The following is a 24,080-nucleotide window of genomic DNA, read 5'->3' on the forward strand; positions in this document are numbered from 1 at the left end:
TATACCGAGCGCTTCGGCCAGGGCGTCACCCGGACGTGCTCCACGTCTCCGACGGCGCCGACGCGACGTACGTCGCCGACCTCACCGACGCGCCCCAGGTGCCGAGCAACACCTACGACTGCATCATCCTCACCCAGACACTGCAGATGATCTTCGATCTGCGTGCGACGGTGCGCACCCTGTACCGACTTCTCGCACCGGGTGGCGTGCTGCTGTGCACGGCACCGGGCATCAGTCAGGTCGCCGACCCGGTGTGGAACTCGACGTGGTACTGGTCTTTCACCCGACTGTCGATGCAACGACTGTTCGACACGACGTTCCCTCCAGGCAACGTCGATGCGCGGGCGTATGGAAATGTCTTGTCGGCCACCGCATTCCTGCACGGCATGGCGCAGGACGAGCTGCGTCGCTCCGAGCTCGATGTGGTCGACCCCGAGTATCCGGTGATCCTCACCGTCGCCGCCAGCAAGGGGGATCTCGATCAGCGGCATCGCCCGGCAATCGACGCACCGGCCGGGTCGGTGCTGGACCTGACCGACCCGCGGTACGGCTCGATCGCCGAGTTCCTCGGTACCACCGACGGGGCCTCACCGGTCGCCGACTGGGGTGCACTCACCGTCCGTGAGCTCGAGGATCGCGCCATCCCTGCCCGCTCGATCGTGCTCCCCCATGTACTCGAGCACACCTGGGCCTGGCGCCGCATCCTGCGCAACGCTGTTGCCCGCACCGGCGGCCGGTTGACCGTGATGCTGTCGGTTCCACTGGGCAACAGCGAGTTACGGCTGGACAACGAACAACCCGTACCCACCCTGCAACTGCCGCGGGAGGAATTCCTCGCCCACTTCGACGGCATGACGGTCCGCACCGAGACCGTCGAGACCGACACCGGTGGCAGCGAGACCTGGTTCCATGTCGAGAAGTAGGGCCGTTCTCGGGGCACGGCGCTCGCGGGTCCGGCGGCTCCGTCCGCGGGGCGGCATCCTGATGTATCACTGCGTCTGCGTGCAGCGGTGCGACCCATGGGCGATCTGCGTGTCCCCCAGGGCCTTTGCCGATCACATGGAGGTCCTCGCGGCCGCCCGCGCGGCGGTCGGGCTCGACGCCTTCGCCGACGACCGCGCCTACACACCCGACGGTGCACACCTCGCGATGACCTTCGACGACGGATACGCCGACAACCTCACCGCGGCCCTGCCGATCCTCGAGCGGTTCGAGATCCCGGCGACGATCTTCGTGGTCGGCAACGCCGTGGGCCGGACGCGCGAATTCTGGTGGGACGCCGTGCAACGCGCCATCCTCGACCCGCCCGCGGTACCCGCGGAACTGCGGTGGACCTTCGGTGGCGCACCCCGGTGCTTTGTCGTGAACGAGACACCGGACGACGCAGCACGACTCGAGGGGTGGCGGGCCGACGCCGCCCCGCCGGTGACAGCGCGACAAACCCTGTTCCGTGCCCTGTGGGACGCGATCGTGCTTCTCGAGCCCGCAGCACAGGACGATGCGGTGGACGCTCTCCTGCAGTGGTCCGGGGCGCCGGTGCAGCCACCGGCCGCCGCCCGCCTGCCCGTCACCGCCGAAGAACTCGCCGAACTCGCCGCCCACCCCCTGATCAACCTCGGCAGCCACACCCTCGACCACGTCTCGCTCACCGACGCCGACCCGAGCCGTCAGCACGCACAGATCACCGGCGGCCACCGGATGGTGGAGGAACTGCGTGGCGGCCCGGCGGACCACTTCGCCTACCCGTTCGGCCGACTCGACGCGAGCGCGCGGGATATCGTGCGCGACAGTGGGATCGACGTCGGCTGTACGAGCGTGTCATTGCCCGCGACCGTGGGCGACGACCGGCATGCCCTCCCCCGTCTGCACGCCACCGAGATGGACGGCGACGAATTCGCCCGATGGCTTCACGACGACCACCATCTGCTCAGGAATCGGTAGACCGCAGCTACCGGATGACGACTACCGGATGACGAAGTCGTCCCAGCGATCGGCGAGGTAATCGACGAATCGCGGACCCACCGATTCCGCCGTCAGGTGATCGACGTGCACCGGCGTCGACACCGCGCGGTAGTCGGCGTCGGCGATGGCCCGGCGCGCAAAATCGTGATGCAGGATACCGCCGGTACCGATCAGGACGAAATCGGCTCCACGGGAGAGGCATTCGCGTGCGCCGGCGGCGTCGAGGATCTTGCCGGCCACGCCGAGTCGGGTGGAACCCCGGTCGAGTTCGGTGAAGTGGTCGATCAGTCGACGACCCTGATGGTGGGGCTCGTAGGGGTGTTTGAATGCGTCCCACAGCGACATGTCGAGGTAGTCGAGGGTGCCCTCGGCGAGCACCTCACCGGCAAGCGCTCGCGACTCGTCGAGGACGATCCCGTAGCGCTCGGGCGAGAGCCGCAGTCCGAGTTGGAAATCCGGGCCGGTGGCCGCGCGGATTCCGTCGAGGATCTCGTGGATGATCCGGAATCGGTTCGACGCGCTGCCGCCGTACCGATCGGTCCGCTCATTGTGGCGGGAGTCGAGGAACTGTGCGAGGAGATAGCCATGTGCGCCATGGATTTCGGCGCCATCGAAGCCGGCGCGCTCGGCGCGGATCGCTGCGGAGACGAAGTCGCGGACGATCCGCTCGACACCGTCGGTCGACAGCGCGGAGGCGCCCTTCTCGGAATCGTCCCAGGGCGCGACGGCCGGCAGTCCCGACAGCGACGGGTCCGCGCGCCGCCCTCCGTGTTGCAACTGAATCGATGCCACCGCGCCGGCGTCGGAGATCGCCGCGGCCAGCCGGGTCAGCCCGGGCAGGTGGGCGTCGTCGGAGACCCCGAGCTGGCCGGGAAACGATTGCCCGTCACGGCTGACGTAGGCGGCGCACGTCATGACCATCGCGAATCCGCCGTCGGCTCGCCGCACCAGCCAGCGGAACTCGTCGTCGGACAGGGTTCCGTCGTCGTTGCTCTGCAGATTGGTCAGTGGCGCCAACCCGACCCGGTTGTTCCATGACGGGCCATGGGTGAAGGTCAGCGGACTGCCGAGGTCGGTCATCAGTACATCCTTTGCGGGCGTCGGCGCGGTCAGCAGAACCCTACCCGCAACACGGAATCGCCCCGGATCGGCCGAGTCCGGTCACCGCGACACCCAGCCGTGCCAGAATCGGGCCATGAGTGAGCACACATACCGCGTCGTCGAAGTTGTCGGTTCCTCGTCGGAGGGTTCGGACGCGGCGATCGCCAACGCCATCGCCCGGGTGTCGCAGACGACCCGCAACGTCGAATGGTTCGAGGTCGTCGGCACCCGCGGGCACGTCGTCGACGGCGCGATCGCGCACACGCAGGTGACGCTGAAGGTAGGTTTCCGCATCGACGACGCCGACTGAGTTCGGCAACGCATCGGTGACCGAACAGATCGACTGCGCGGTCATCGGCGCAGGGGTCGTGGGACTGGCGGTGGCCCGCCGCCTCGCCCTCGCAGGTCGCAACATGGTGGTCTTCGAGGCCGAGGATTCGATTGGGACACAGACCAGTTCGCGAAACTCCGAGGTCATCCACGCCAGCATCTACTACCCCACCGGAACCCGCAAGGCCCGGTTGTGTGTCGCCGGTCGCGATGCACTCTACCGTTACTGCCGGGATCGGGGCGTGGCCCATGAGCGGCTCGGCAAGCTGATCGTGGCGACCACTGCGGACCAGGAGCCGGCGCTACAGCGGATCGCCGCGCAGGCGCACGCCAACGGTGACACCGACCTGCGTCGCGTCGACGGCTCCGAACTCGCCGATCTCGAGCCGGCCCTTCACGCGAGCGCCGGTCTGCTCTCGCCGTCCACCGGGATCATCGACGTGCACGGCCTCATGCGGGCGTTGCGTATCGACGCCGAGCAGGCCGGGACAGTGGTGGTGGTCCGTAGCCCGGTGCTCGCCGGATCGGTCGGCGCCGACGGCTCGCTGTCGCTGGACATCGACGGATCCGGCGACGTGCGTTGCCATGCGGTCGTGAATTGCGCGGGGCTGCGCGCGTGGGACGTCGCCGCATCACTGACCGGGTTCGCACAGGAGTTCCTGCCGGCCAAATACCTCGCCAAGGGCAACTACTACTCGCTGGCGCACGGGTCGGTGCCGTTCGGCAGACTCATCTACCCGGTTCCGGTGGACGGCGGTCTCGGCGTACATCTCACGCTCGATCTCGGTGGCCGTGCCCGGTTCGGGCCCGACGTCGAATGGGTCGATGAGGTCGACTATCGCGTCGATGGGACGCGGGTCGGTGAGTTCGAGAGCGCGATTCGCCGTTACTGGCCCGGACTCCCCGACGGTGCACTGCAACCGGACTACTGCGGCATCAGACCCAAGGTCACCGGCCCCGGGCACGCGGCCGGTGATTTCGTGTTTCAGACCGCCGCCGACCACGGAGTGCCCGGCCTGATCAACCTGTTCGGAATCGAATCACCGGGCCTGACCTCGTGTTTGGCGATCGCCGACGAGGTCGCCACGATGCTCTGAGGCTCCCGCGCACCACAACCCCGGCGCACGGGAGCTCACGCGCGGGCGAGGATCTCCCCGTGAGGGATGACGAGCCAGCCGTCGGGGTGCGCCGCCCACTGCAACCAGGCCGCGGCGATCGCGTCGAGATCCGACGGACTCGTCAGCCCGCGTTCGACAGCCATCCGGCCGACGTCGGAGTGGATTCGCTGCGCCCACATCTCGCCCCAGGTCTTCCGTTCGGCCGGGGTGGCGTAGCACCACACCGACGCCGACGGCGTGACCTCGGTGAAACCCGCCTCGTGGACCCAGGCGAGTAGGTGCCGACCGGCGTCGGGCTCGGCGCCGTTGCCATGGGCCACGGCGCGGTAGAGATCGAGCCAGGCATCGAGGCGCTCGTCGGCCGGCCACCAGTGGAACCCTGCGTAGTCGGCGTCGCGGACGGCGACCACCCCGCCGGTTCGGGTGACCCGACGCATCTCGCGTAACGCCGCCACCGGGTCGGACAGATGCTGGAGAACCTGGTGGGCGTGTGCGACGTCGACGCTGTCGTCGGCGTCGGAGAGTCGGTATGCGTCGTCCACCGCGAACTCGACCGCCACGCCGCGTTCGGTCGCGAGCTCCCGCGCCCGACCCAGTGGCGCATCGGTGATCTCGACGCCGCGAACACGACCCGGGGCCACGAGTTCGGCCAGATCGACGGTGATGCTGCCCGGTCCGCACCCGACGTCGAGCAGGTCGAGTCCGGGCCGCAGGAGCGGTATCAGGTAGGCGGCCGAACTCGTCGCCGTGCGGGCCGCGTGGCTGGACACGACCACCGACGGGTGCCCGTGTGTGTAGACGTCGCGGGGCGGGACGGCGTCGGTCATCGAATTTCACTCCTCCGTGAAGTCAGCAGGTCGTGTGATTCTCGTCGCATGTCGCGTTCGCCTGTGACGTGACGGTAACCCGGGCCGGGGTCGTAAGCTCGGAACTGGCCCGGACCCGAGGGCCGTGGGCACTGTGGCTCCACCGAACGCGTCAACACGCGCCGATGTCGCCGGCCCGCGATACTGGTACCGCCCGGACAACACGAATCCGGGCGCTGCGTGACCACGACTGGAGAGTAAGGCAGATATGAGCGCGGAGAAACCGACCATCATCTACACGCTGACCGATGAAGCGCCCATGCTGGCGACGCACGCTTTTCTCCCGATCATCAGGACATTCGCCGACGCCGCCGACATCAACGTCGAGACCTCCGACATCTCCGTCGCCGCCCGCGTGCTGGCCGAGTTCTCCGATTACCTGAGCGACGAACAGAAGGTTCCCGACAACCTCGCCGAACTCGGCAGGCTGACCCAGGATCCCGACACCAACATCATCAAGCTCCCCAACATCAGCGCGTCGGTGCCGCAGCTGACCGCCGCCATCAAGGAGCTGCAGGACAAGGGCTACAAGATCCCCGATTTCCCGGGCAACCCGAAGACCGACGAGGAGCGCGCGATCCGGGATCGCTACACCAAATGCCTCGGCAGCGCAGTCAATCCCGTTCTGCGCGAAGGTAACTCGGACCGTCGAGCGCCCAAGGCGGTCAAGGAGTACGCGCGCAAGCATCCGCACAGCATGGGCGAGTGGTCGATGGCCTCGCGCACGCACGTCGCGCACATGCGGCACGGCGACTTCTACCACGGCGAGAAGTCGATGACCCTCGACGCCGACCGCGACGTGAAGATGGAACTGATCACCGCCGCAGGCGAGACGATCGTACTCAAGCCGAAGGTGCATCTCGACGCCGGCGACGTCATCGACAGCATGTTCATGAGCAAGAAGGCGCTCATCGAGTTCTACGAAGAGCAGATGGAGGACGCCTACAAGACCGGCGTCATGTTCTCCCTGCACGTCAAGGCCACCATGATGCGCGTCAGTCACCCCATCGTGTTCGGTCACGCGGTGCGCACCTTCTACAAGGAGGCGTTCGCCAAGCACGGCGAGCTCTTCGACGAATTGGGCGTCAACGTCAACAACGGCCTCTCGGATCTGTATTCGAAGATCGAGTCGTTGCCGGCGTCGAAGAAGGAAGAGATCATCGACGATCTGCACGCCTGCCACGAGCATCGCCCGGAGCTCGCGATGGTCGACTCGGCGCGCGGCATCTCCAACTTCCACTCCCCCAGCGACGTCATCGTCGACGCGTCCATGCCGGCCATGATCCGCGCCGGCGGCAAGATGTATGGCGCCGACGGCCGGCCCAAGGACACCAAGGCCGTCAATCCCGAGTCGACCTTCTCCCGCATCTATCAGGAGATGATCAACTTCTGTAAGACCAACGGGCAGTTCGATCCCACCACCATGGGCACCGTGCCCAACGTCGGTCTGATGGCGCAGAAGGCCGAGGAGTACGGGTCGCACGACAAGACCTTCGAGATCCCCACCGACGGCGTCGCCAACATCACCGATCTCGCGACCGGCGAGGTGCTGCTGTCCCAGGACGTCGAAGAGGGCGACATCTTCCGCATGTGCATCGTCAAGGACGCGCCGATCCGCGACTGGGTCAAGCTCGCCGTCACCCGCAGCCGGGAATCCGGTATGCCGGTGGTGTTCTGGCTCGATCCGTACCGTCCGCATGAGAACGAACTGATCACCAAGGTGCACACCTACCTGAAGGATCACGACACCGAGGGCCTCGACATCCAGATCATGTCGCAGGTGCGGGCCATCCGATACACGATGGAACGCCTCATCCGCGGCCTCGACACCATCTCCGCGACCGGAAACATCCTGCGCGACTACCTCACCGACCTGTTCCCGATCCTGGAGCTCGGAACGAGCGCCAAGATGCTCTCGATCGTGCCGCTGATGGCCGGTGGCGGGCTCTACGAGACCGGTGCGGGTGGCTCGGCTCCCAAGCACGTCAAGCAGCTCATCGAGGAGAACCACCTGCGGTGGGATTCGCTCGGCGAGTTCCTGGCGCTCGCGGTCAGTCTCGAGGATCTCGGACGCAAGAATGACAACCCGAAGGCGAAGGTGCTGGCCAAGGCGCTCGACGCCGCGACGGGCAAGCTGCTGGAGAACAACAAGGGCCCCTCACGCAGCACCGGTGAACTCGACAACCGGGGCAGCCAGTTCTACCTCGCGCTGTATTGGGCGAAGGCGCTCGCGGAACAAACCGAGGATGCGGATCTGGCGAAGTACTTTGCGCCGCTTGCCAAGACGCTCGAGGAGAACGAACAGACCATCGTCGCCGAACTCAACGACGTCCAGGGCACCGCGGTCGACATCGGTGGCTACTACGCCCCCGACAACGATCTCACCGACAAGGTGATGCGCCCGAGCGCGACATTGAACTCGGCGCTGGAGTCCGTGCGCGGCTGACGCGTCACCGGCCGGTCACGTTCCTGACGAGCCCCGTTTCCCGGTATCGCACCGGGGATCGGGGCTCTGGTCGTTCACCACCGGCATATGCCGGCCCCGTGGAAGGGCTTGCGCCTCACATGGACTCGGTCTCACATGGACTCGAAGGCCCGGCCGAGCTCGGCCTCGACGTCGATGATCCGGGCGCTGGTGACCTCCGGATCCTCGATCCGGGCGGCCACATCGCGGGCGATGAAGCGCTTGATCTCGTCGTCGACCTGCGCGACGAGCCGGATGATCTCGCCTCGCAGATTGCGGGAGGCGACGCCCACCGTCACATCCGCGGGACGCGGCGGGGTGACGTCGATGTGGAGTTGCAGGGGTTCGACCGCGCGGGCGGTGAGTGCGAGCCGCACCGACCCGTCGACGTCGTAGCGGATGCGATCGACCTTGAGGTCGACCAGCAGCCGGATCGACAGCGGAATGCGCACGGTGAAGGTGATCAGCTCGGAGATGTCGCGGATGATCTGCGGCTCGTCGATACTGACACGGGCCTGGACCTTGGCGATCCCGCCGGGTCCCGACGGGATCGGCCCCACGTCGAAGGAGTCGCCGGTGATCGCCGAGAAGGCGCTCCCCACCCGTTTCTCGGTGACGGCCACCTCGAAGAAACGGCGGCCGAACTCCTCATACGTCAGCTCTGACATCTGTCCATCGTCGCAAATCCCGGGCGGTGGGGAGGTCGTCATGATCATGCACCCCGATGCGCGTCGATCCGTGCGGCCGCATCCGGCCACATGGGTGGGCACGGAGCGCCCGGAATGGTCGCGACCTCGAAGTGCCACCACTCGTTGTCGAAGGTGCGGCACAGGCCCCAGCGGAAGCCGTTGACCTGCAGCCACCGGGCACCGGCCTGCGGTCCGACGTCGATGGCATGACCCCCGACATGCGTCGACTCCGACGGTGGCAACACCCACCGGCGAGCCTGCGCCGGACTGCCGTAGGTGGCGATCGCCTCGTCCCACAGTTGTTGCTGCCGGGCCGGCGTCCGCGCGCCAGAGGTGATGTGCAGGGGGATACCGTCGGCGCGGGCTGCCGCCGACGCCTGCGCATATGCGGTGCCGAGGACCGGATCGAGGCCTCCTGCTCCCTCGTCCGCGTGTGCATGCGGCGCGGCGATCGACCACGCGACGATCATCGCCGCCGCGATCATCACCAGAACCATCGTTCGGCGCGTATTTCCGGGAGTCCGGAGAGCAAGAGTCACCACACCAGTAAAGCGGGTATTGACGATGGCGTCGATGACTCCGGGTCGGAGGTACTCGGTTACGGGGTGCTCTGCGCCCCTCCTACAGTGAGTTTCATGGCAGGTATCGGGAGGTCCACGGCGGGAACCGACGGAATCCCGGACACGTCGGGCGTTCGCGGCCGACTGCTCGTGGTCCTCGGTGCCTTGTCGGCGTTCGGACCGATCTCCACCGATCTCTATCTGCCCGCCCTGCCCGAGGCGGCCACCGATCTGTCGACGACGCCGGCCGGGGCGCAGGCCACCCTGGTGGTGTCGATGATCGGGCTCGGCCTCGGTCAACTCGTCATGGGTCCGCTCTCGGACCGGTTCGGCCGCCGCCGACCTCTCCTCGCCGGATTGGTGCTGTTCACCGTCGCCTCGGTCGCCTGCGCCTTTGCTCCCAGCGTGGCGGTACTCGTCGTCTGTCGCCTGCTGCAGGCGCTGGGTGGCTCGGCGGGTGTGGTGATCGCCCGCGCGGTGGTGCGCGACCGCTGCAGCGGTCCGCGGTTGGTGTCGGTCTTCGCCGTCCTGACCGTGGTCGTCGGCCTCGGGCCCGTCATCGCCCCGCTGCTGGGCAGTGCGATCCTCCTGGTCGGCACGTGGCGGACGGTCTTCGCCGTGCTGGCGGTGATCGGCGCGTTGCTCGTGATCTCGACGGCGGCCTGGGTCGGCGAGTCCCTACCGGCCGATCGCCGAACCGCCGGTGGCCTGGGAGGTGCCTTCGTCTCCTACCGTGTCCTGTTCGGCGACCTGCGATTCCTACTCGTGATCGGTACGGGCGCAGCAGGATTCGGGTCGTTGTTCGCCTACATCACCGGCTCGCCGTTCGCGCTGCAGGTCGTGCACGAGTGCCCGCCTGCGGTGTTCTCCGCGGTATTCGCGATCAACGGGCTGTGCCTGATGGCGTGTGCACGGTGGGTGCGGTTCGCCGATCCGGTCCGTCAGATGGCCTGCGGTGCAGGGGTACTGGTCGTCGCCTCGGTGGCGATGATCGGCGCCGGCAGCAGCGGCGCGCTGATCCCGCTCCTTCTCGGATTCGCCCTGATCGCTTCGTCGTGGGGCATCATCGGCCCCAGCGTCACCGCGCTGGCACTGCAACGACACCCCGAACGGGCCGGCGCGGCAGCCGCATTGCTGGGTGCGCTGCAATTCGTGGTCGGTGCCGTTGCCGGTTCGCTGGTGGGACACGGCGCAGACGCGGGCGTCACGGCGCTCGTCGCCGTGGTGGTCGGCGCCACGATCTGTTTCGTCACGCTGGTCGTCGCGGTCTGGATGGGTGAACGAGGGACTCGCCACACCGCCGACGCCGGAAAACCCGGCGCCTGAGATTCTCGGGTGAACGCCGGGAGTTGACGTCGTTGCTACCGTGGACATCGGAGTCCATTCCAGGACCGCGGACGAGGGAGCAGTACCCGCCGAGCGACAAGACTGCCACGAAAGTGGAGGTTGGTCGCCATGGCCTGGCTCATTCTCATCATTTCCGGCGTACTCGAAGCCGTGTGGGCGGCTGCACTGTCGGCGTCACGAGGGTTTCGACAGCCACTGCCGGTGGTGGTCTTCGTGGTTGCCCTGACGCTCAGCATGCTCGGACTCGCTCTCGCGCTGACGTCGTTGCCGCTGGGCACCGCGTACACGGTGTGGGTGGGCATCGGTGTGGTTCTGACCGTCGTCTGGGGTGTCGTCACGGGACAGGAACGGCCGACTGTCGTGCGAGTCGGGCTTCTCGTGCTCCTCGTCGGCTGCGTCGTCGGTCTCAAGGCGGTGAGCTGACATGGCCTGGTTGATCCTGCTGGCTTCGGCCGTGTGCGAGGCGGTGTGGGCGGTGGCCCTGGACCGGTCCAACGGATTCACCGAACCGGTGCCTGTCGCGGTGTTCCTGGTGGGGCTCGCGCTGAGTATGGCCGGACTCGGCTGGGCCGCCTCGTCGCTGCCGATCGGCACCGCCTACGCGGTATGGGTCGGTGTCGGGGCGACGCTGACCGTGACGTATTCCATGGTCACCGGTAGCGAGGGGGTTTCGGTCGCCAAGTTGTTCTTCATCGCGGGTATCGTCGCGGCGGTCGCCGGCCTGAAGATGACCCGATCAGGGACCACCGACTCATCCCGGCCGCCGTCGCCCGACCTACGCTGAGAGAACCCCGACGATGAGGAGTTCTCGATGAGTGACCACGAAGTGAAGATGATCATCCTGTCCACCGACGATCTCGACGAGTCGATCAAGTTCTACGGCGAATCGCTTGGTATGACACTGAAATTCCGCGACGGCGCGCATTTCGCAGCCCTCGACGGCGGGCCGGTCACCCTGGCCCTGGCCACCGAGGTCGATCATCCGATTCCCGGACAGGTCGTGGTCGGGATCAAGACCGCCGACGTCGACGCGGCCGCCAAGGCGATCGAGGCCAGCGGTGGCGGCATCGTCAAGGGCCCCTACGACGACGCGCACGAACGGCGCGCGGTGGTCTACGACAACAAGGGCAACGGGCTGGTGTTCTACAGCCCGCTTGCGCGCTGAGTTGTCGCGCGCGGTGACGTCCTCGGCCGGACCGTCGTGGCGTCCCCGCGCGTACACGGCGTACAATTCAGTCGTGCACTACTGATTAGTGGTTCATCGATTACTCGATTTCATGAAGCCGTATACCGGAGTATCGTCCGGATCGTCGGTCTGGGAAACTCGGGTACAAAGACCGGTCACCGACAAGAGGAACCCCCATGGTTGACACGAACCGCCGTGCTGCGACATCGCGTGCGTCGCAGGACACCTCGACGACATCCGGTTCCGGCCGCGACGGTGATCGACCGCACGGGCTGCAGTACATCAAGTACCACTACGGGGCGAAGCTTCCGGACTCGATGCGCGACTGGGTCTTCAACGATCTGACCGGTCCGTATGCCGCCCTGCGCATGGTCGCGTGGTGGGCCGTGCCCTGCGTGATCATCCTCGTCCCGATGTTGTTCGTGCCGGCCGACTGGCTGATCCGGGCGAACATGACCGTGCCCATCCTCATCCCCTACATCTTCTTCTCGGTCGCGCTGAACCGCGTCTACCGGCGTTACCGGTTGTCGCAGCACGGCTTCGATCCCGATCTGGTCTCCCGTCGGGAGAAGGAGAAGAACGCCGACGTATACGCCGAGTACCACCGCAAATACCGGGGGGCCGGCCGCTAGCCTCCAGCGTCGGGGGTTCGGGTCAGATCAGCCGGTTCTTCCCCGACGCCCGACGCAGGTCGGAGAACGCACCGATCGAGGTCGACGTCGCCGTCGCCACCGGGCGACCACCGGCCGCCTCGGACTTCGACACCATCACCACGTTGTCGATGTAGGGCTGGATGGTGCTGGTGTTCTGCACGGTCGCGACGATGATCAGCTGGAAGCCGAACTTGCGGAACGCCGAGAGCGCCTGCTGGGCGAATTGCGGGTCGGACTTGGAGAATGCCTCGTCGAGCATCAACTGCGCGAAGATCGGTCGGTTGTCGTCGCCATGCGGGCTGGCGAGGTTGAAGCTCAACGCGCCGGCCAGACAGAAGGCCATGAGCTTCTCCTGCTCGCCACCGGAATTGTCGCCGGCATTGCTGTAGGTGCGGATCGTCTCCCCGGTCTCGGCGTCGTGCTCCTCACAGTAGAAGTCGAAACGGTTGCGGACGTCGAGCGCGTCGCGCGTCCACTGCCGGTCCTCCGGGGTCGCCCCCGCCAGGCGTTCGCGCAGCAGGAGGATGTCGGCGTACTGCTCGAGGATGGCCTGCTCATCGCCGAACGCGACGGCGGTCGACCGCCCCGCGATCTGACGCGCCTTTTCGGTGAGTTCGGCTGCGGCCCCGAGATTCTTGCGTCCCGGTTGCAGGCGCAGTCGGGTGCCACGATTGAACGCGACCGCACCCAGGCCCGTGTTGACCCGCTCGATCTGCTCGACGATCCGGCGCTCCTCGGCGTCGGCGGCCATGTGCAGGTTGAGGATCGCACCCGGCGCCTGCTCGGTGATGAGCCGGCGCATCCGCTCGTAGGCCGCGGGTAGCTCCCGCTCGTCGATGCGGCGGCACAACGCGACGTAGTCATAGATGCGCTCGTCGAAATCGCTGCTGTCGTTCGGGATCTCGTCGGGGAACTCCTCGTCGTAGGTCGCGAGGATACGAGCCAGTTCGTCCCGGGAGCGACGCGCATCGGCGCGCATCCGATCCCGGTCGCGCCCAACGGCCTTGATCAGTTCCTGGCGGTAGGGATCCGGTGCGAGCACATCGAGGGTGGCCGCAGAATCCTCACGGAACGTATCGAGGGCCGCCTGTGCAGGACCGGAGATGTCCTCGGCCTTGAGGCGGTCGACGAGATCGAGCAACTGCGTCCGGCGCTCGTCCTGGGTCGCGATTCGGTCACGCACGAGCGCGGCATGGGAGATCGCCGCGCGGACCTGCTCCCAGATCTCCTCGGCCTTGCGTTGCAGTGCCTCGACGTCGGGATGCTCTTCCATCAACAGTTCGTACTGCTCCGAGAGCCGCTCGGCGCGATCGTCGGCGGACTCGACGTCGATCTCACTCCACTGCGTGAACTGCTCGCACACAGTGCGGTAGAGGTCGCGGCGGCGTTGTTTGTCGGCTCGCTCGCGTTCGAGGACGGCGGTGGCCTCGCGCGCCGCGGCATGAATGCTGTCCTCGTGGTCGAGTTCCTCACCGAGGGCGGCGACCTTGGCGTCGACGTTGCCGACGAAGATGTACTGCGAGGGCCGCAGTGCCTGCCGGTCGTCCTTGATGGCCAGCTTCGCGGAGTCCTTGCGCAGGCCGCGATCGGTGACCGCCTTGGCATGGTCGGCGAATTCGGCCGGATCGTCGACGCAGACGTAATTGCCCAGTCGGGTGAGCAGCGTCAGGGCTTCCGCCGAGCTCGGGTGCTCCGGATCGACCGGACGCAGGGTCGCGGCCAGCGTGCCGGGGTCGGGCAGCACCGCCGTGCGGCGCTCGACATGATGCAACTGGATCCGCCCACGCATATCGTGGGTGTTCACGAACCGCAGGGCGGCATTGAAATGGCGATCCGGCACCAGCAATCGCAGACCGGCGTTACGCAGCACCTTCTCCACCGCCGGACGCCACCGCTCCTGCTCCGGGTCGAGTTCGACGAGTTCGGCGACATAGCGCAATTCGGAGTCGTCGAGCTGCAACGCGTCGGCGATCACCCGGCGCATCTCGTGCTCGGCGCGCGGCAGCGCCGATCCGGCCTCGCGCACCCGGGCCAGCTCGTCGGCAGCGGCGTCGCGGCGGCTCCGAGCGGCGACCTCCGCGGCCAGCAGTTCGGCGTAGTGTCCCTTGCCGGCCTCGAGTTGCCCGTCGAGCCGTGTCGCCTCCTCGATGAGGGATTCGCGTGTCTCCCAGAAGTCCTCGGCCGACTCGGGGATCTCCACGTCGAGCGCCGACATCTTCGAGTCGAACGAGGCCCGCCGCATCGACACCTCGCTCGCCGCTTTGCCGGCCGCGGCGAGCTGTTCCTGTAGTGGTGCGAGATCGGCTGTGCTGGAGGAGATTCGCGACAGCAGATGGCTGTGATCCTGGCGAAGTTGATCGTGCTGGGAGGTCAGCGCGGCCAGATCGCCGTCGAGACGGGCGATCTGATCGTCGAGGTCGGCGATCTCGGGTTCGGCGTTGCGGATCCGCAGGTTGGTCACGTAGGCACGGATGGTCGCGCTGTCGATGGTGTCGAGCACCGAGAACTTCGCCGACTCGGTCGCATACCGTTCCTGGACGGCCTCGATGTTGCCGAGGATGGTGCGTTTGCGACGTGCGACGTCCAGGAATTCGCGGGCCTCGACGAGCGGATCGATCTGCTCGAGTGCATCCTTGATACCCGCGATGCTGGTCGGTTCGTCGAGCATGAACTCACGGACGAACTGGGCCAGCCCGCCGACGCTCTTGAGCGACTTGGCCTTTCCCAACAGCTGCTGGGCGGCCTCGGAGCCGCGGATGCCGATCAGCGAGTACAGCGACGCGAGGTACTTCCCCTCGCCGGGACCGCCCCGCCAACCGCGCTCACGGAGCCGGGCCGCATTGTGCCCGTTGGCCGCCCACTCGTTACAGGCGTCGACGATGTCGGCGTCGCCGTCGGCGAGATAGTAGGCGCTGTGGGCGTCGGTCATCTTGCCCGCAGCGAGCCACTTGAGGACGAGGCCGGTGATCGACACGCCCGAGGTGGAGGTGTAGGTGACGGCGATGGCCGCCCAGGCCGGCCCGGTGCCGCGCAGGTACATGATCTCGCGCGTCGAGTTCACGCCGTCGCGCCGCTCGCCCCATGCTCCACGCACGTACTTGCCGACGGTCCGCCGACCACTCGCCGATCCGGCCGCCGTGGCGTCGCCGGAGGCGTTGAAGTTGCGCCGATGGTCGGGCAGGAAGGCCAGGGAGATGGCGTCCAGAAGCGAGGACTTACCGCTGCCCGACGAGCCGGTCACCAGAGAACCGTTGGCGCTGAACGGAATCGAATGATACCCGTCGAAGACGCCCCAGTTGATCAACTGCAACCGCGACAGGTGGAACTGGTCGACACGATCGCTCACCAGTCATCTCCTTCGTCCGTGTCGTCATCCTCGGTGTCGTCACCGTCGTCGGTGTCCCGATCGCCCTCGGCGAGGTATCCCGAATTGTCGTCTTCGGATTCGGGCGCGGAGCGATCGAGCGTCTGCGCGTCGGCCTCCTCGCCGGCACCGATGAATTGCTCGAACTGGTGCTGCAGATCGGTGATCACCGATGCCGTCATGATCGCGGTGATCGCCGGACTCACGGTGAAGGTGTCGGGGTCGTCGCGATGGCGGCGCAGCAACTCGAGTTCCTCGAGCTTGTCGATCGCCTTGTCGATGCGTTTGTCGAACAGGGCGAGGTCGCGATCGATGGTGTTGGAGACGCCGGCGAACAGTTCGTGGATCTCCTCGTGGGTGATCAATACCTGATCCTCGCGCGCGGCCCGCATGTGTTTGGCCAGGTGCAGGGCGAGGATCGCGTCGTAGGCCTGGATCGTCTCGCGCTTGAGTAGTCTTCTACCCCAACGGGAGTCGTAGCCCACCTGCTCGACGAAGGCGACCTCGAGTTCGGTGACCAGGCGCAGCCGCAGATCGAGTTCGGACAGCCGGATGCGTAGGGGCTCCTGGTATTCGACGATCCAGGACCACAGCTGGGGAGTGCGGTCGCCGCTGACATAGCGCCGGGTGAGTAGATTCTGCAACGCCCAGCAGGCGCGGTCGGGCATCGCCGAGACGTCCCCGTCGAAGCGGGGGACCTTTGTTTCCTCGATGGCGGTCCGGCTCACCGCGGGCAGGTCGTCGTAGCCGTTGAACTCCTCGGTACTGAGCCCCTTGGCGCTGAACCCCTCGGCGCTGAACCCCTTCGCGGGAAACCGTTCTGACTGATCGGTCACAGGACGTCGACCTCCGCGGTGGGGATGGGTTCGGTGAAATGCAGGGCGGGAATCTCGATGAGACGGTCCTCGCCGTCGAGGGACCGGAATCGGATGAACTCGGTCGCCACGGGGTCGCCGGTGGCCGACGATTGCCGCAACGCCCACGACCACAACACGATCACGTGGGCGAGATAGGGGTCGTCGAGGGAATCGATGACCTCCGACAACGCCACCGGACCGTCGACGACCGCGTTGTTGACCACCTCGGTGAGTTCGACGGTGTCGACCTGGCCGGCCAGCGAAACGAACGAATCGAGATCGGTCTCCCCTGTCGCGGGTACCGCCGGTTGCGGGGGTTCAGGGGTGCGGATCTCGAACGCGAGACGCCCGTTGGACGTCAGCGCGGGGGTGGCCAGCGGCAATTCGTAACCCAGCCGCCGATCGGCGAGAGAGATCGTGAGCAGTTCGTTGGCCGTGGCCAGGGCGTCGTTGAGTTGGCGGGCGATACCGCGGCTCTGCTCGAGGGTTCCCGAGGCGACGAATCGGCGGATCCGACGCGCGCAGCGGCGACGGATCCGGCCGACCTCGTCGATCTGCTGGGTGACCAGCACGAAGAAGTTGTCCATCACCGATCGCAACCCTGGATCGATGGCGGGCAGATGCGCGGTGACGGTCTCGATGTCGGAGACCAATCGAGCCCGTTGGGTCGGGTCGCCGATCATGTGCGTGAACGCGTGATAGGACGCGCTCTGCGAGGACTCCAGCAAGGCCTCGTAATCGTCGAACATCTGCCGCTGCCGGTCCCGATAGGCCAGATCGGAGTCGTTCGGATCGTCGAGGAGCGCGGTGGTGATGCGGTCGAGCATGCTGCCGTACTGCCCGATGTCGGAGATGATCTGCTCCATCTGGTAGGCGATGGCGCGGGCCTCGTCCTCGGCGGCCCGCAGATCCGGTCGGCGCCGGCGACCGGCGTCGAGGTCGGCGAGTTCGGCGTCGAGTTCCTCGATCTGATGGGTGAGGTCCTCACGGATGTAGCTGGGGTCGTCGCTGACCTGACCGGCCACGCGCCGCAAACCTGCCGCGATGCCGTTGATCGAACCCGCGGTGGCCACCGAGTCCTCCCGGCGCAGCCGCCGCATGTAATCGAGCACCGAGCGCGCCTCGGGGGTGAGGTAGCACAGGTTCTGGGTCGCGACGACCGGGTCGGCCATCCGATGCAGCCACCCGTTCTTGGCCCACAGTTTCAGCAGATCCATGCCGTGGGGCTGGTCGCCGACGCCGAGTTCGGCCATGTCGCGTTCGAGCCGGATCGCCAGATCGGTTTCCGACCGGCGCGCCCCGAAGTCGAGGTGACGCTCCATCAATGTCACGTAGAGCGCGGAGTTGGTCGCGGCGAACAGCCGGACGGCCGCGGATCGTTGGATCGATCGGTTGGTCTCCCACGCCTGCATGAGCGTGGGCTGAGTTGCACTGTCCATCGCCGCCTCGTGGGTTCGTCTCGGGTTCGGTTGCTCGTCGGGGTTCGGTTGCGATCGGGGGTCGGGTTGGTGGCCGGGCCGCCAGGTAGTCTCCCACGTCCACCGATCGTGGCCCGCGCCACGTCCGAGCCGCTGTGGACAACCACGCCGACACGCCGAGGCGACCGGCCGAAGAGATCCGCATGTCGCGAGGCGTCGAACTCCAGGCAAAGGACGTACCGGTAACGACGGTTCTCGTCACGGCCGCTGCGAGAAGAGGGTGATCCACCGATGTCCGAGTTGCGCCTGGTGATGCCGCACCAGTTGTTCGAATCACATCTGAACGCCGAGCCCGGCACGCGGTTCGTTCTCGTCGAGCACGATCTGCTGTTCCGCCAGTACCGCTTCCACCGGCAGAAGCTGATCCTGCATCGTGTGTCGATGCGCCGGTTCGCACAGCGGCTGCGCCGCCACGGATTCGACGTCGAGATCATCGAGACCGACTCCGCAACCACCAGCCGAGAATCCCTGAGCGCTGTGGTGCGGCGGCTGCGCCCGTCGTCGGTGCACCTCTACGACGTCGTCGACGACTGGCTCGCCGCCGATGTGTGCGGCGCCCTGGCCGACGCCGGGATCGACCTCGACGCCGAGGCCACCGCCGAGAGCCCCAACTTCCTCACCTCACGACGCCAGATCACCGAGTTCTTCGACGGCCCGACCGCCCGGATGAGCGAGTTCTACACGTGGCAGCGGCGCCGCCTCGGCATTCTCGTGGACAGCGCAGGCGTGCCCGCAGGCAAACGCTGGAGCTTCGACGCCGACAACCGCAAGCCGCTCCCCCGCAGGCTCGACGTGGCCGTGCCGCGGTTTCCCGATCCGGACGAACACGTCGACGCGGCCATCGAATGGGTCGAGAAGGAGTTCCCCGACAATCCCGGCGACGCGCGAGCGTTTCGGTGGGCCACCGACCACCGTGGGGCGCGCGAGATGTTCGAGGACTTTCTCGCCGAGCGATTCGCCGGGTTCGGCCCCTACGAGGACGCCATCAGCACCACCATCCGTACCTCTTCCACGCCATGCTCACGCCCGCCCTCAACATCGGCCTAGTGTCACCGCGGACGGTGCTGCGCCGCGCACTCGAGGTCGGCGGGCAGGGCGAGATCGGGCTCGCCGGGCTCGAGGGATTCGTCCGTCAGCTCATCGGGTGGCGCGAGTACATGCGCGCCACCTACGTGGTCCACGGTCGCACGATGCGGACCGCCAATCGGCTGGGACATCGCCGCGCACTCGCGCCGGGCTGGTGGACGGCGCAGACCGGGCTCGTGCCGGTCGACGGTGTCGTGCGCCACGTCCTGGACTGCGGCTGGGCGCATCACATCGAGCGGTTGATGATCCTCGGTAATGCCATGTGTCTCTTGCGAACCCATCCCGACGAGGTCTATCGGTGGTTCATGGAGATGTTCGTCGACGCCTACGACTGGGTGATGGTGCCCAACGTCTACGGGATGAGCCAGTTCGCCGCGGGCACCGCCATCACCACCAAGCCGTACGTCTCGGGCAGCAACTACCTGCGCAAGATGTCCGACCTCCGCAAGGGACCGTGGTGCGCGGAGTGGGACGGCCTGTACTGGACGTTCGTCGCCGATCATCGCGACGTTCTCGACCGCAACCGCCGGTCGTCGTTCGTGGTGGCCAATCTCGAGCGCATGGAACCGTCGACCAGGGCCGCCCACCTACGCACGGGCCGGCGTTGGCTCGACTGACGATCGCGGAGGTGTCTCTCGGGCCGCGTGGCGCACGTGAGGGTGCCACCATGGAGTCATGTTGCCCACCCTCGACCTCACCGCAGCCGACACCGACGGGCAGGCCTTCGCGACCGCGCTGCGCGAGGCCGCCCACCAGCACGGATTCTTCTACCTCGTCGGACACGGCATCGCGCCGGCGCGGATCGACGAGGTCCTGCGACTGGCCCGTGAGTTCTTCGCGTTGCCCGACGCCGAGAAGCGGCGGATCTCCCAGCTGGACAGTCCCGCGTTCCGGGTTATTCACGTCTCGGCGGTGAGTTGACGAACGGACTCGTCGACTGGCGCGAACAGGTCGACATCGGCCCGGACCGGCCCGTCGTCGACGGTGCGCACGGGTACTGGAACCTACAGGGCCCCAACCTGTGGCCGGAGCGTCCCGCCGGATTCCGTGCGGCGTTCGAGGCGTGGATCGACGCGGTGTCGGAGGTGGGCGTGCGCCTGCTGCGGCAGTGGTCGGCCTCACTCGGAGCGCCGGCCGGCTACTTCGATGACGCGTTTGCCGACCGTCCGGCGACCCTGCTCAAGGTGGTGCGCTACCCGGGCAGCATCGACCGGGACCAGGGCGTCGGAGCGCACAAGGATTCCGGTGTCCTCACGCTGCTGCTGGTGGAACCGGATTCCGAAGGGCTGCAGGTGGAAACGCTGGATGGCACCTGGGTCGACGTGCCGCCGAAGCCGGGCGCGTTCATCGTCAACATCGGTGAACTGCTCGAGGTGGCCACCGGCGGTTACCTGCGCGCGACCCGGCATCGGGTGCGCGCGCCGCGCCCCGGCACCGACCGTATCTCGATTCCGTTCTTCCTGAATCCGGCTCTCGATGCCACGATCCCGATCATCGAACTGCCGCCGGAGCTCGCGGCGTTGTCCCGCGGTGTCGAGGCGGACCCGGACAATCCGATCTTCAGCACCTACGGCGAGAACGCCTGGAAGTCCCGGGTGCGCGCGCACCCGGATGTGGCGCAACGACATCATGGGATCACTCCTCTCGGCCCGGCATCCGCCTACTGATCAGTCCGGTCTGATCAGTCCGGTCGCGCAAGCCATTCCGGCCGGCACGAGCCGCGCGGAACCAGCACCGTGCGGTAGCGCCCCGGCGTCTGGCTCATCCGGACCTGGTCGGTGACACCCTGATACGCCCCGAGCGGTGTCTCGGCGGTGAAGGTCTCGGGATCGAGATAACGATGGGTGCCGTCGCCGACATCGGTGCCGGCGATCTCGTGGGCGTAACCACGATCGAACACACCCATCCCGATGATCCAGAGTGCAGCCCGGGTCAGCGACACATGCACCCGGTAACTGCCGCCGTCGCGGGCGCGGCGGGTGAGGGCTTCGACGATTCCCGCGGTGAGCAACCACGACACGATGTAGTCGTTGACGACGAGAATCGGTGGGAGCTTGGGCTTGTCGCCCCCGCCCTCGAGCAGCATCATCCCGGTCAGGCTGCCCGCGGTCTGATCGAATCCGACCTGTGACGACCACGGGCCGTGCTCACCGTTGAGAGAGGCGGTGGCGTAGACGATCCCGCGATGTCCGTCGGCGGCGGCATCGGCGGACAGTCCGATCTTGTCGAGGTAGCCGGGCCGGCGGTTCGCGTAGAACACGTCGGCGTCGCCGAGCAGCCGACGAATCCGGGCGGCACCGTCGGCGTCGTAGGGATTGATCGTCGATGACCGTACGCCGACGTTGGCGGTGGCATAGGTCGCGTCGTGCTCGAGTTCGTCGGGACGCCATACGTTGAGCACGTCGGCGCCGTGCAGGGCCAGTGCCCGGCCGACCCCGGCGCCGGCGATCACATGTCCCATGCCCAACGCCCGGATGCCGTCGAGGGGCTGGTCGACCCCTCCGGGCAGCGGGACGGGGTCGCCGTCGGCGATGCGGGTGATCTCGATGAGCGGCATGTCGGCGAGAACATCCCGATAGTGCGGTTCGTCGAGGAGTTCGGCGGTCGTGCGCAGCATTGGCAGGACGACGCCCGCCTCGACGGCGGCGGCCTCGAGTTCGGCGGCCTTCCAGCTCGCGATGGCCGCCGCGACGGCATCCTTGTCGTCGGGTACCCCGAGGAGTCGCTGCGCACCGACCTTGATCTTCGGATACGGGTTCAGCGGCATCATCCACCGATCGTCGCCGGTGCGGTAGAAGCGGAATCCCAGCGCGTTCGAGGGGTTCGACGGGGTGGCCGGCGGATAACCGTTCAGCATCTCCCACCGGCGATCGTAGAAGGGACACAACCGATGTGGTGCGCTCCGCAGATCCACGGCGATGTCCTGGCCGGCGCCGCCGCGGACCTGCCACAGCTTGGCGACGGCGGCGGACTTGGCGGCGAGTGCGATGGCCGACGCTCCGCCGAGGCGCAAGGTGCTCGGCACCACCGGGTCGGCGCCGTCGAAGGTGACCGTGCCGCCGATGTCGTCTGCCGACATGCCGATGCCGCCCAGCACATCGGCGAGTTCTGTTGCGGGGTCAAAGGAGTCGTCGGTGGCCGGCGCGGCGATGGCCGCGCGCAGTCGGTCGGTCAGGGTGGTCACACCAGCTCCTCGTGGTCCGCGGCGGTCAGGTCGGGAACAGTCGCGTCGGCGGTCAGCAGGTCGTCGGGGATCAGCACCTGTCGCGAGCGTAGATACTCCCCGATCGCCTTGCCCACCTGGTCGATTCGCAGGTTCGAGGATCCGCCTGTGCCGAGCAGGCCCTTGAACACGAAGTGGATTGCCCGCAGATCGGGGAACTCGTGGCGCACCACGTCGATGTCCTTGGTCTCGGGAATCAGGCGGCGGATCTCGTCGGTGGACAGGAATCGCCGCAGCCACGGCCACACCCGCGGATCCGGGGTCCACACACCAACATTGGAGTTGCCGCCCTTGTCGCCGCTGCGCGCATGCACGACGGTGCCCAGTGGCGCGCGGGTGACGCGCTCGGGAAGCGGTGCCTCACCGGGCTCGGGATGCACGGGTTGGGGGGTCGTCGCGGTGGCAGGTGGCACGGCGGCGTCGATGACGGTGCCGTCGTCGAGGATCGCCCGGTGCTGCAGTGCACTCTGTGGGAGGAGGCCCGGCCAGTAGTCGACCCGGGGTTGGGGACGGGAATGCAGTCCGGCGGCACCGTCGTGGAAATAGCCGGGGACGCCCTGCAGGTACAGGCTGCCCAGGCGTGACCCCATCTCTGCGCGCGTGAGCGTTTCGGCATCGTCGGCGACAGCCATGACGCGCAGCGCAACCGTTGCCGCCCACTGGGATTCGGGGTCGTCGGCGGGCTCACCGACCTGGGTGAGGTCGATCTGCACCCCGTCGGGCAGATCCCGGTTCAGTTGGTCGCGGATGAGGGCGATCTTCTCCTCGACATGCGGTGAGGTGACGAATACCGTGTTGACCACGCTCGCGCCGACGGTGCCGAAGAGGGCGACCTTGGTGGTCGGTGGCGGCGGGGTGCCGGCCGCGCCGGACACCGTGACACGATCGGGGCCGGCCTGATCGACCCGCACGTGGTCGAGGTGGACGGTGACATCGGGGTTGAGATAGATCGGGCCCTGGATCTCGTAGACGAGCTGGGCGGTGACGGTGTCTGCGGTGACCGCTCCCCCGTCCCGGGCGTGTTTGGTGATGACGCACGTGCCGTCGGCGGCGACCTCGCCGATCGGGAAACCCGGTGTGGTGCGGTTGGGGATCTCGAGGAAACCGGAGAAGTTCCCGCCGACCGCATGAGCACCGCATTCGATGATGTGGCCGGCGACCACGGCCCCGGCCAACGCATCCCAGTCGTCGGCGGACCAGTCATGCCACCACGCCGCCGGACCGACGGTCAGTGAGGCATCGGTGACGCGGCCGCAGACCACGATGTCGGCGCCGGCGCGCAGCGCTCCGGCGATTCCCCAGCCGCCGAGGTAGGCGTTGGCCGCGATCGGCCGGGCCGCCCAGGAATCGAGCGGCGCACCGGAATCAAGGTTGTCGAAGCGATGTCCGGCGGCCTGCAGATCGGCCAGGTCGGCGAGGATGTTGTCGCCCTCGAGGTGTGCGACGCTCACCGTGACCCCGGCGTCGGCGAGTTCGTTACGCAATGCCTCCGCGAGCCGGTCGGGCGCGAATCCGCCCGCATTGGTCACGACCTTGATGCCGCGCTCGGCGATTGTCGCCAGGTGGGGGCGCAGCTGGCGCACGAAGTATTCGACGTATCCGCGGGAGGGGTCTCGGTGGTGCACCGCCGACAGTGACGCGAGGGTGATCTCGGCGAGATAATCGCCCATGAGCACGTCGACGGGGTCGCCGGCGATGGCCTCGTCGATGGCGGTCCGGCGATCGCCGAGGTAGCCGGAGAAATTGGCGATGCGGATGGGTCGTCGCACGGTCATCGGTACGCTCCTTCGCGTGGT

Annotated in this window: 21 protein-coding genes, 1 pseudogene and 1 riboswitch; of the genes and pseudogenes, 13 read left to right on the forward strand and 9 right to left on the reverse strand. The window is 67.2% G+C overall.

Translation table 11 applies throughout. From position 1 onward, the window contains the following. Together GOPIP_RS28080 and GOPIP_RS25500 are read left to right on the forward strand one after the other, a co-directional pair. The coding region (locus GOPIP_RS28080) for a methyltransferase domain-containing protein (protein WP_244421220.1) at window positions 1-923 on the forward strand (923 nt) is incomplete at its 5' end. 109 nt (window positions 924-1,032) lie between these two features. Further along, entirely contained in the window at window positions 1,033-1,941 is a 909-nt protein-coding gene (locus tag GOPIP_RS25500; protein ID WP_244421221.1) for a polysaccharide deacetylase family protein, read from the forward strand. 21 nt (window positions 1,942-1,962) lie between these two features. Here the strand turns inward: GOPIP_RS25500 and GOPIP_RS25505 are convergent, their stop codons facing one another. After that, complete coding sequence (locus GOPIP_RS25505) at window positions 1,963-3,042, reverse strand: NADH:flavin oxidoreductase (RefSeq protein ID WP_006372747.1); 1,080 nt, start codon at window positions 3,040-3,042, stop codon at window positions 1,963-1,965. 115 nt (window positions 3,043-3,157) lie between these two features. Here GOPIP_RS25505 and GOPIP_RS25510 point away from each other — a divergent pair, with 115 nt between their 5' ends. Together GOPIP_RS25510 and GOPIP_RS25515 are read left to right on the forward strand one after the other, a co-directional pair. Beyond that, on the forward strand, window positions 3,158-3,373 hold the full coding sequence (locus GOPIP_RS25510) for a dodecin (RefSeq protein WP_006372748.1): 216 nt from the start codon (window positions 3,158-3,160) through the stop codon (window positions 3,371-3,373). A gap of 16 nt (window positions 3,374-3,389) precedes the next feature. Continuing rightward, window positions 3,390-4,490, forward strand: a complete 1,101-nt coding sequence (locus GOPIP_RS25515; protein WP_006372749.1) for an NAD(P)/FAD-dependent oxidoreductase — start codon at window positions 3,390-3,392, stop codon at window positions 4,488-4,490. A 35-nt stretch (window positions 4,491-4,525) separates the two neighbouring features. Here GOPIP_RS25515 and GOPIP_RS25520 read toward each other — a convergent pair whose 3' ends face one another. Then, window positions 4,526-5,338, reverse strand: coding sequence for a methyltransferase domain-containing protein (locus tag GOPIP_RS25520; RefSeq protein ID WP_006372750.1), 813 nt, complete (start codon window positions 5,336-5,338; stop codon window positions 4,526-4,528). A 247-nt stretch (window positions 5,339-5,585) separates the two neighbouring features. Here GOPIP_RS25520 and GOPIP_RS25525 point away from each other — a divergent pair, with 247 nt between their 5' ends. Beyond that, a complete protein-coding gene (locus GOPIP_RS25525; RefSeq protein ID WP_006372751.1) occupies window positions 5,586-7,823 on the forward strand; it encodes an NADP-dependent isocitrate dehydrogenase in 2,238 nt (745 codons plus the stop codon). 131 nt (window positions 7,824-7,954) lie between these two features. Here the strand turns inward: GOPIP_RS25525 and GOPIP_RS25530 are convergent, their stop codons facing one another. Both GOPIP_RS25530 and GOPIP_RS25535 read right to left on the reverse strand, forming a co-directional pair. Further along, on the reverse strand, window positions 7,955-8,509 hold the full coding sequence (locus tag GOPIP_RS25530; protein ID WP_006372752.1) for a hypothetical protein: 555 nt from the start codon (window positions 8,507-8,509) through the stop codon (window positions 7,955-7,957). A gap of 44 nt (window positions 8,510-8,553) precedes the next feature. Then, window positions 8,554-9,027 (reverse strand): M15 family metallopeptidase, encoded by a 474-nt coding sequence (locus tag GOPIP_RS25535; RefSeq protein ID WP_006372753.1) that lies wholly within the window; start codon window positions 9,025-9,027, stop codon window positions 8,554-8,556. A 138-nt stretch (window positions 9,028-9,165) separates the two neighbouring features. On the opposite strand from GOPIP_RS25535, the gene GOPIP_RS25540 reads away from it, so the two are divergent. The 5 genes from GOPIP_RS25540 to GOPIP_RS25560 all read left to right on the forward strand — a co-directional run bounded on the left by GOPIP_RS25540 (window position 9,166) and on the right by GOPIP_RS25560 (window position 12,255). Further along, entirely contained in the window at window positions 9,166-10,416 is a 1,251-nt protein-coding gene (locus GOPIP_RS25540; RefSeq protein WP_006372754.1) for a multidrug effflux MFS transporter, read from the forward strand. 47 nt (window positions 10,417-10,463) lie between these two features. After that, window positions 10,464-10,528: riboswitch (guanidine-III (ykkC-III) riboswitch) on the forward strand. A gap of 17 nt (window positions 10,529-10,545) precedes the next feature. Continuing rightward, entirely contained in the window at window positions 10,546-10,860 is a 315-nt protein-coding gene (locus GOPIP_RS25545; RefSeq protein WP_006372755.1) for a DMT family transporter, read from the forward strand. Between the two features lies 1 nt (window position 10,861). Next, window positions 10,862-11,221 carry a DMT family transporter gene (locus GOPIP_RS25550; RefSeq protein WP_006372756.1) on the forward strand — a complete coding sequence of 120 codons (360 nt, stop codon included), beginning with the start codon at window positions 10,862-10,864 and terminating at the stop codon, window positions 11,219-11,221. Between the two features lie 27 nt (window positions 11,222-11,248). Further along, window positions 11,249-11,602 carry a VOC family protein gene (locus GOPIP_RS25555; protein WP_006372757.1) on the forward strand — a complete coding sequence of 118 codons (354 nt, stop codon included), beginning with the start codon at window positions 11,249-11,251 and terminating at the stop codon, window positions 11,600-11,602. 197 nt (window positions 11,603-11,799) lie between these two features. Next, window positions 11,800-12,255, forward strand: a complete 456-nt coding sequence (locus tag GOPIP_RS25560; protein WP_006372758.1) for a DUF5313 domain-containing protein — start codon at window positions 11,800-11,802, stop codon at window positions 12,253-12,255. A gap of 22 nt (window positions 12,256-12,277) precedes the next feature. Here GOPIP_RS25560 and GOPIP_RS25565 read toward each other — a convergent pair whose 3' ends face one another. The 3 genes from GOPIP_RS25565 to GOPIP_RS25575 are packed head-to-tail and all read right to left on the reverse strand — an operon-like array spanning window position 12,278 to window position 17,936. Then, window positions 12,278-15,622, reverse strand: coding sequence for an ATP-binding protein (locus GOPIP_RS25565; RefSeq protein WP_006372759.1), 3,345 nt, complete (start codon window positions 15,620-15,622; stop codon window positions 12,278-12,280). Then, window positions 15,619-16,476: a DUF4194 domain-containing protein gene (locus tag GOPIP_RS25570; RefSeq protein ID WP_006372760.1), complete on the reverse strand. Its 858-nt coding sequence runs from the start codon at window positions 16,474-16,476 to the stop codon at window positions 15,619-15,621. Before GOPIP_RS25570 ends, GOPIP_RS25565 begins: the two co-directional genes overlap by 4 nt. Further along, complete coding sequence (locus GOPIP_RS25575; RefSeq protein WP_006372761.1) at window positions 16,473-17,936, reverse strand: DUF3375 domain-containing protein; 1,464 nt, start codon at window positions 17,934-17,936, stop codon at window positions 16,473-16,475. Before GOPIP_RS25575 ends, GOPIP_RS25570 begins: the two co-directional genes overlap by 4 nt. Before the next feature lie 270 nt (window positions 17,937-18,206). Here GOPIP_RS25575 and GOPIP_RS29635 point away from each other — a divergent pair, with 270 nt between their 5' ends. The 3 genes and pseudogenes from GOPIP_RS29635 (at window position 18,207) to GOPIP_RS25585 (ending at window position 20,728) form a co-directional block, all read left to right on the forward strand. Continuing rightward, window positions 18,207-19,022 (forward strand): cryptochrome/photolyase family protein, encoded by an 816-nt coding sequence (locus tag GOPIP_RS29635; RefSeq protein WP_006372762.1) that lies wholly within the window; start codon window positions 18,207-18,209, stop codon window positions 19,020-19,022. Further along, complete coding sequence (locus GOPIP_RS29640) at window positions 19,022-19,678, forward strand: FAD-binding domain-containing protein (protein WP_244421222.1); 657 nt, start codon at window positions 19,022-19,024, stop codon at window positions 19,676-19,678. Before GOPIP_RS29635 ends, GOPIP_RS29640 begins: the two co-directional genes overlap by 1 nt. A gap of 58 nt (window positions 19,679-19,736) precedes the next feature. Further along, window positions 19,737-20,728: pseudogene (locus GOPIP_RS25585) on the forward strand (isopenicillin N synthase family dioxygenase). A gap of 14 nt (window positions 20,729-20,742) precedes the next feature. On the opposite strand, the gene GOPIP_RS25590 reads toward GOPIP_RS25585, so the two are convergent. Next, window positions 20,743-22,245 carry a CoA transferase gene (locus GOPIP_RS25590; protein ID WP_006372766.1) on the reverse strand — a complete coding sequence of 501 codons (1,503 nt, stop codon included), beginning with the start codon at window positions 22,243-22,245 and terminating at the stop codon, window positions 20,743-20,745. Then, window positions 22,242-24,059 (reverse strand): acyclic terpene utilization AtuA family protein, encoded by a 1,818-nt coding sequence (locus GOPIP_RS25595; RefSeq protein ID WP_006372767.1) that lies wholly within the window; start codon window positions 24,057-24,059, stop codon window positions 22,242-22,244. The genes GOPIP_RS25590 and GOPIP_RS25595 overlap by 4 nt, the downstream gene beginning before the upstream one ends. Window positions 24,060-24,080: the final 21 nt, after the last annotated feature.

The sequence above is a fragment of the Gordonia polyisoprenivorans NBRC 16320 = JCM 10675 genome (assembly GCF_000241325.1).
Classification (GTDB): Bacteria; Actinomycetota; Actinomycetes; order Mycobacteriales; family Mycobacteriaceae; genus Gordonia; species Gordonia polyisoprenivorans.

Excerpts from the sequence above, each read along its gene's own strand:
- GOPIP_RS25520 (WP_006372750.1), bottom strand. The coding sequence starts at position 5,338 with ATGACCGACGCCGTCCCGCCCCGCGACGTCTACACACACGGGCACCCG.
- GOPIP_RS25550 (WP_006372756.1), top strand. The coding sequence starts at position 10,862 with ATGGCCTGGTTGATCCTGCTGGCTTCGGCCGTGTGCGAGGCGGTGTGG.
- GOPIP_RS25540 (WP_006372754.1), top strand. The coding sequence starts at position 9,166 with ATGGCAGGTATCGGGAGGTCCACGGCGGGAACCGACGGAATCCCGGAC.
- GOPIP_RS25560 (WP_006372758.1), top strand. The coding sequence starts at position 11,800 with ATGGTTGACACGAACCGCCGTGCTGCGACATCGCGTGCGTCGCAGGAC.
- GOPIP_RS25545 (WP_006372755.1), top strand. The coding sequence starts at position 10,546 with ATGGCCTGGCTCATTCTCATCATTTCCGGCGTACTCGAAGCCGTGTGG.
- GOPIP_RS29635 (WP_006372762.1), top strand. The coding sequence starts at position 18,207 with ATGTCCGAGTTGCGCCTGGTGATGCCGCACCAGTTGTTCGAATCACAT.
- GOPIP_RS25505 (WP_006372747.1), bottom strand. The coding sequence starts at position 3,042 with ATGACCGACCTCGGCAGTCCGCTGACCTTCACCCATGGCCCGTCATGG.
- GOPIP_RS25510 (WP_006372748.1), top strand. The coding sequence starts at position 3,158 with ATGAGTGAGCACACATACCGCGTCGTCGAAGTTGTCGGTTCCTCGTCG.
- GOPIP_RS25595 (WP_006372767.1), bottom strand. The coding sequence starts at position 24,059 with ATGACCGTGCGACGACCCATCCGCATCGCCAATTTCTCCGGCTACCTC.
- GOPIP_RS25525 (WP_006372751.1), top strand. The coding sequence starts at position 5,586 with ATGAGCGCGGAGAAACCGACCATCATCTACACGCTGACCGATGAAGCG.
- GOPIP_RS25555 (WP_006372757.1), top strand. The coding sequence starts at position 11,249 with ATGAGTGACCACGAAGTGAAGATGATCATCCTGTCCACCGACGATCTC.
- GOPIP_RS25575 (WP_006372761.1), bottom strand. The coding sequence starts at position 17,936 with ATGGACAGTGCAACTCAGCCCACGCTCATGCAGGCGTGGGAGACCAAC.
- GOPIP_RS25530 (WP_006372752.1), bottom strand. The coding sequence starts at position 8,509 with ATGTCAGAGCTGACGTATGAGGAGTTCGGCCGCCGTTTCTTCGAGGTG.
- GOPIP_RS25535 (WP_006372753.1), bottom strand. The coding sequence starts at position 9,027 with ATGGTTCTGGTGATGATCGCGGCGGCGATGATCGTCGCGTGGTCGATC.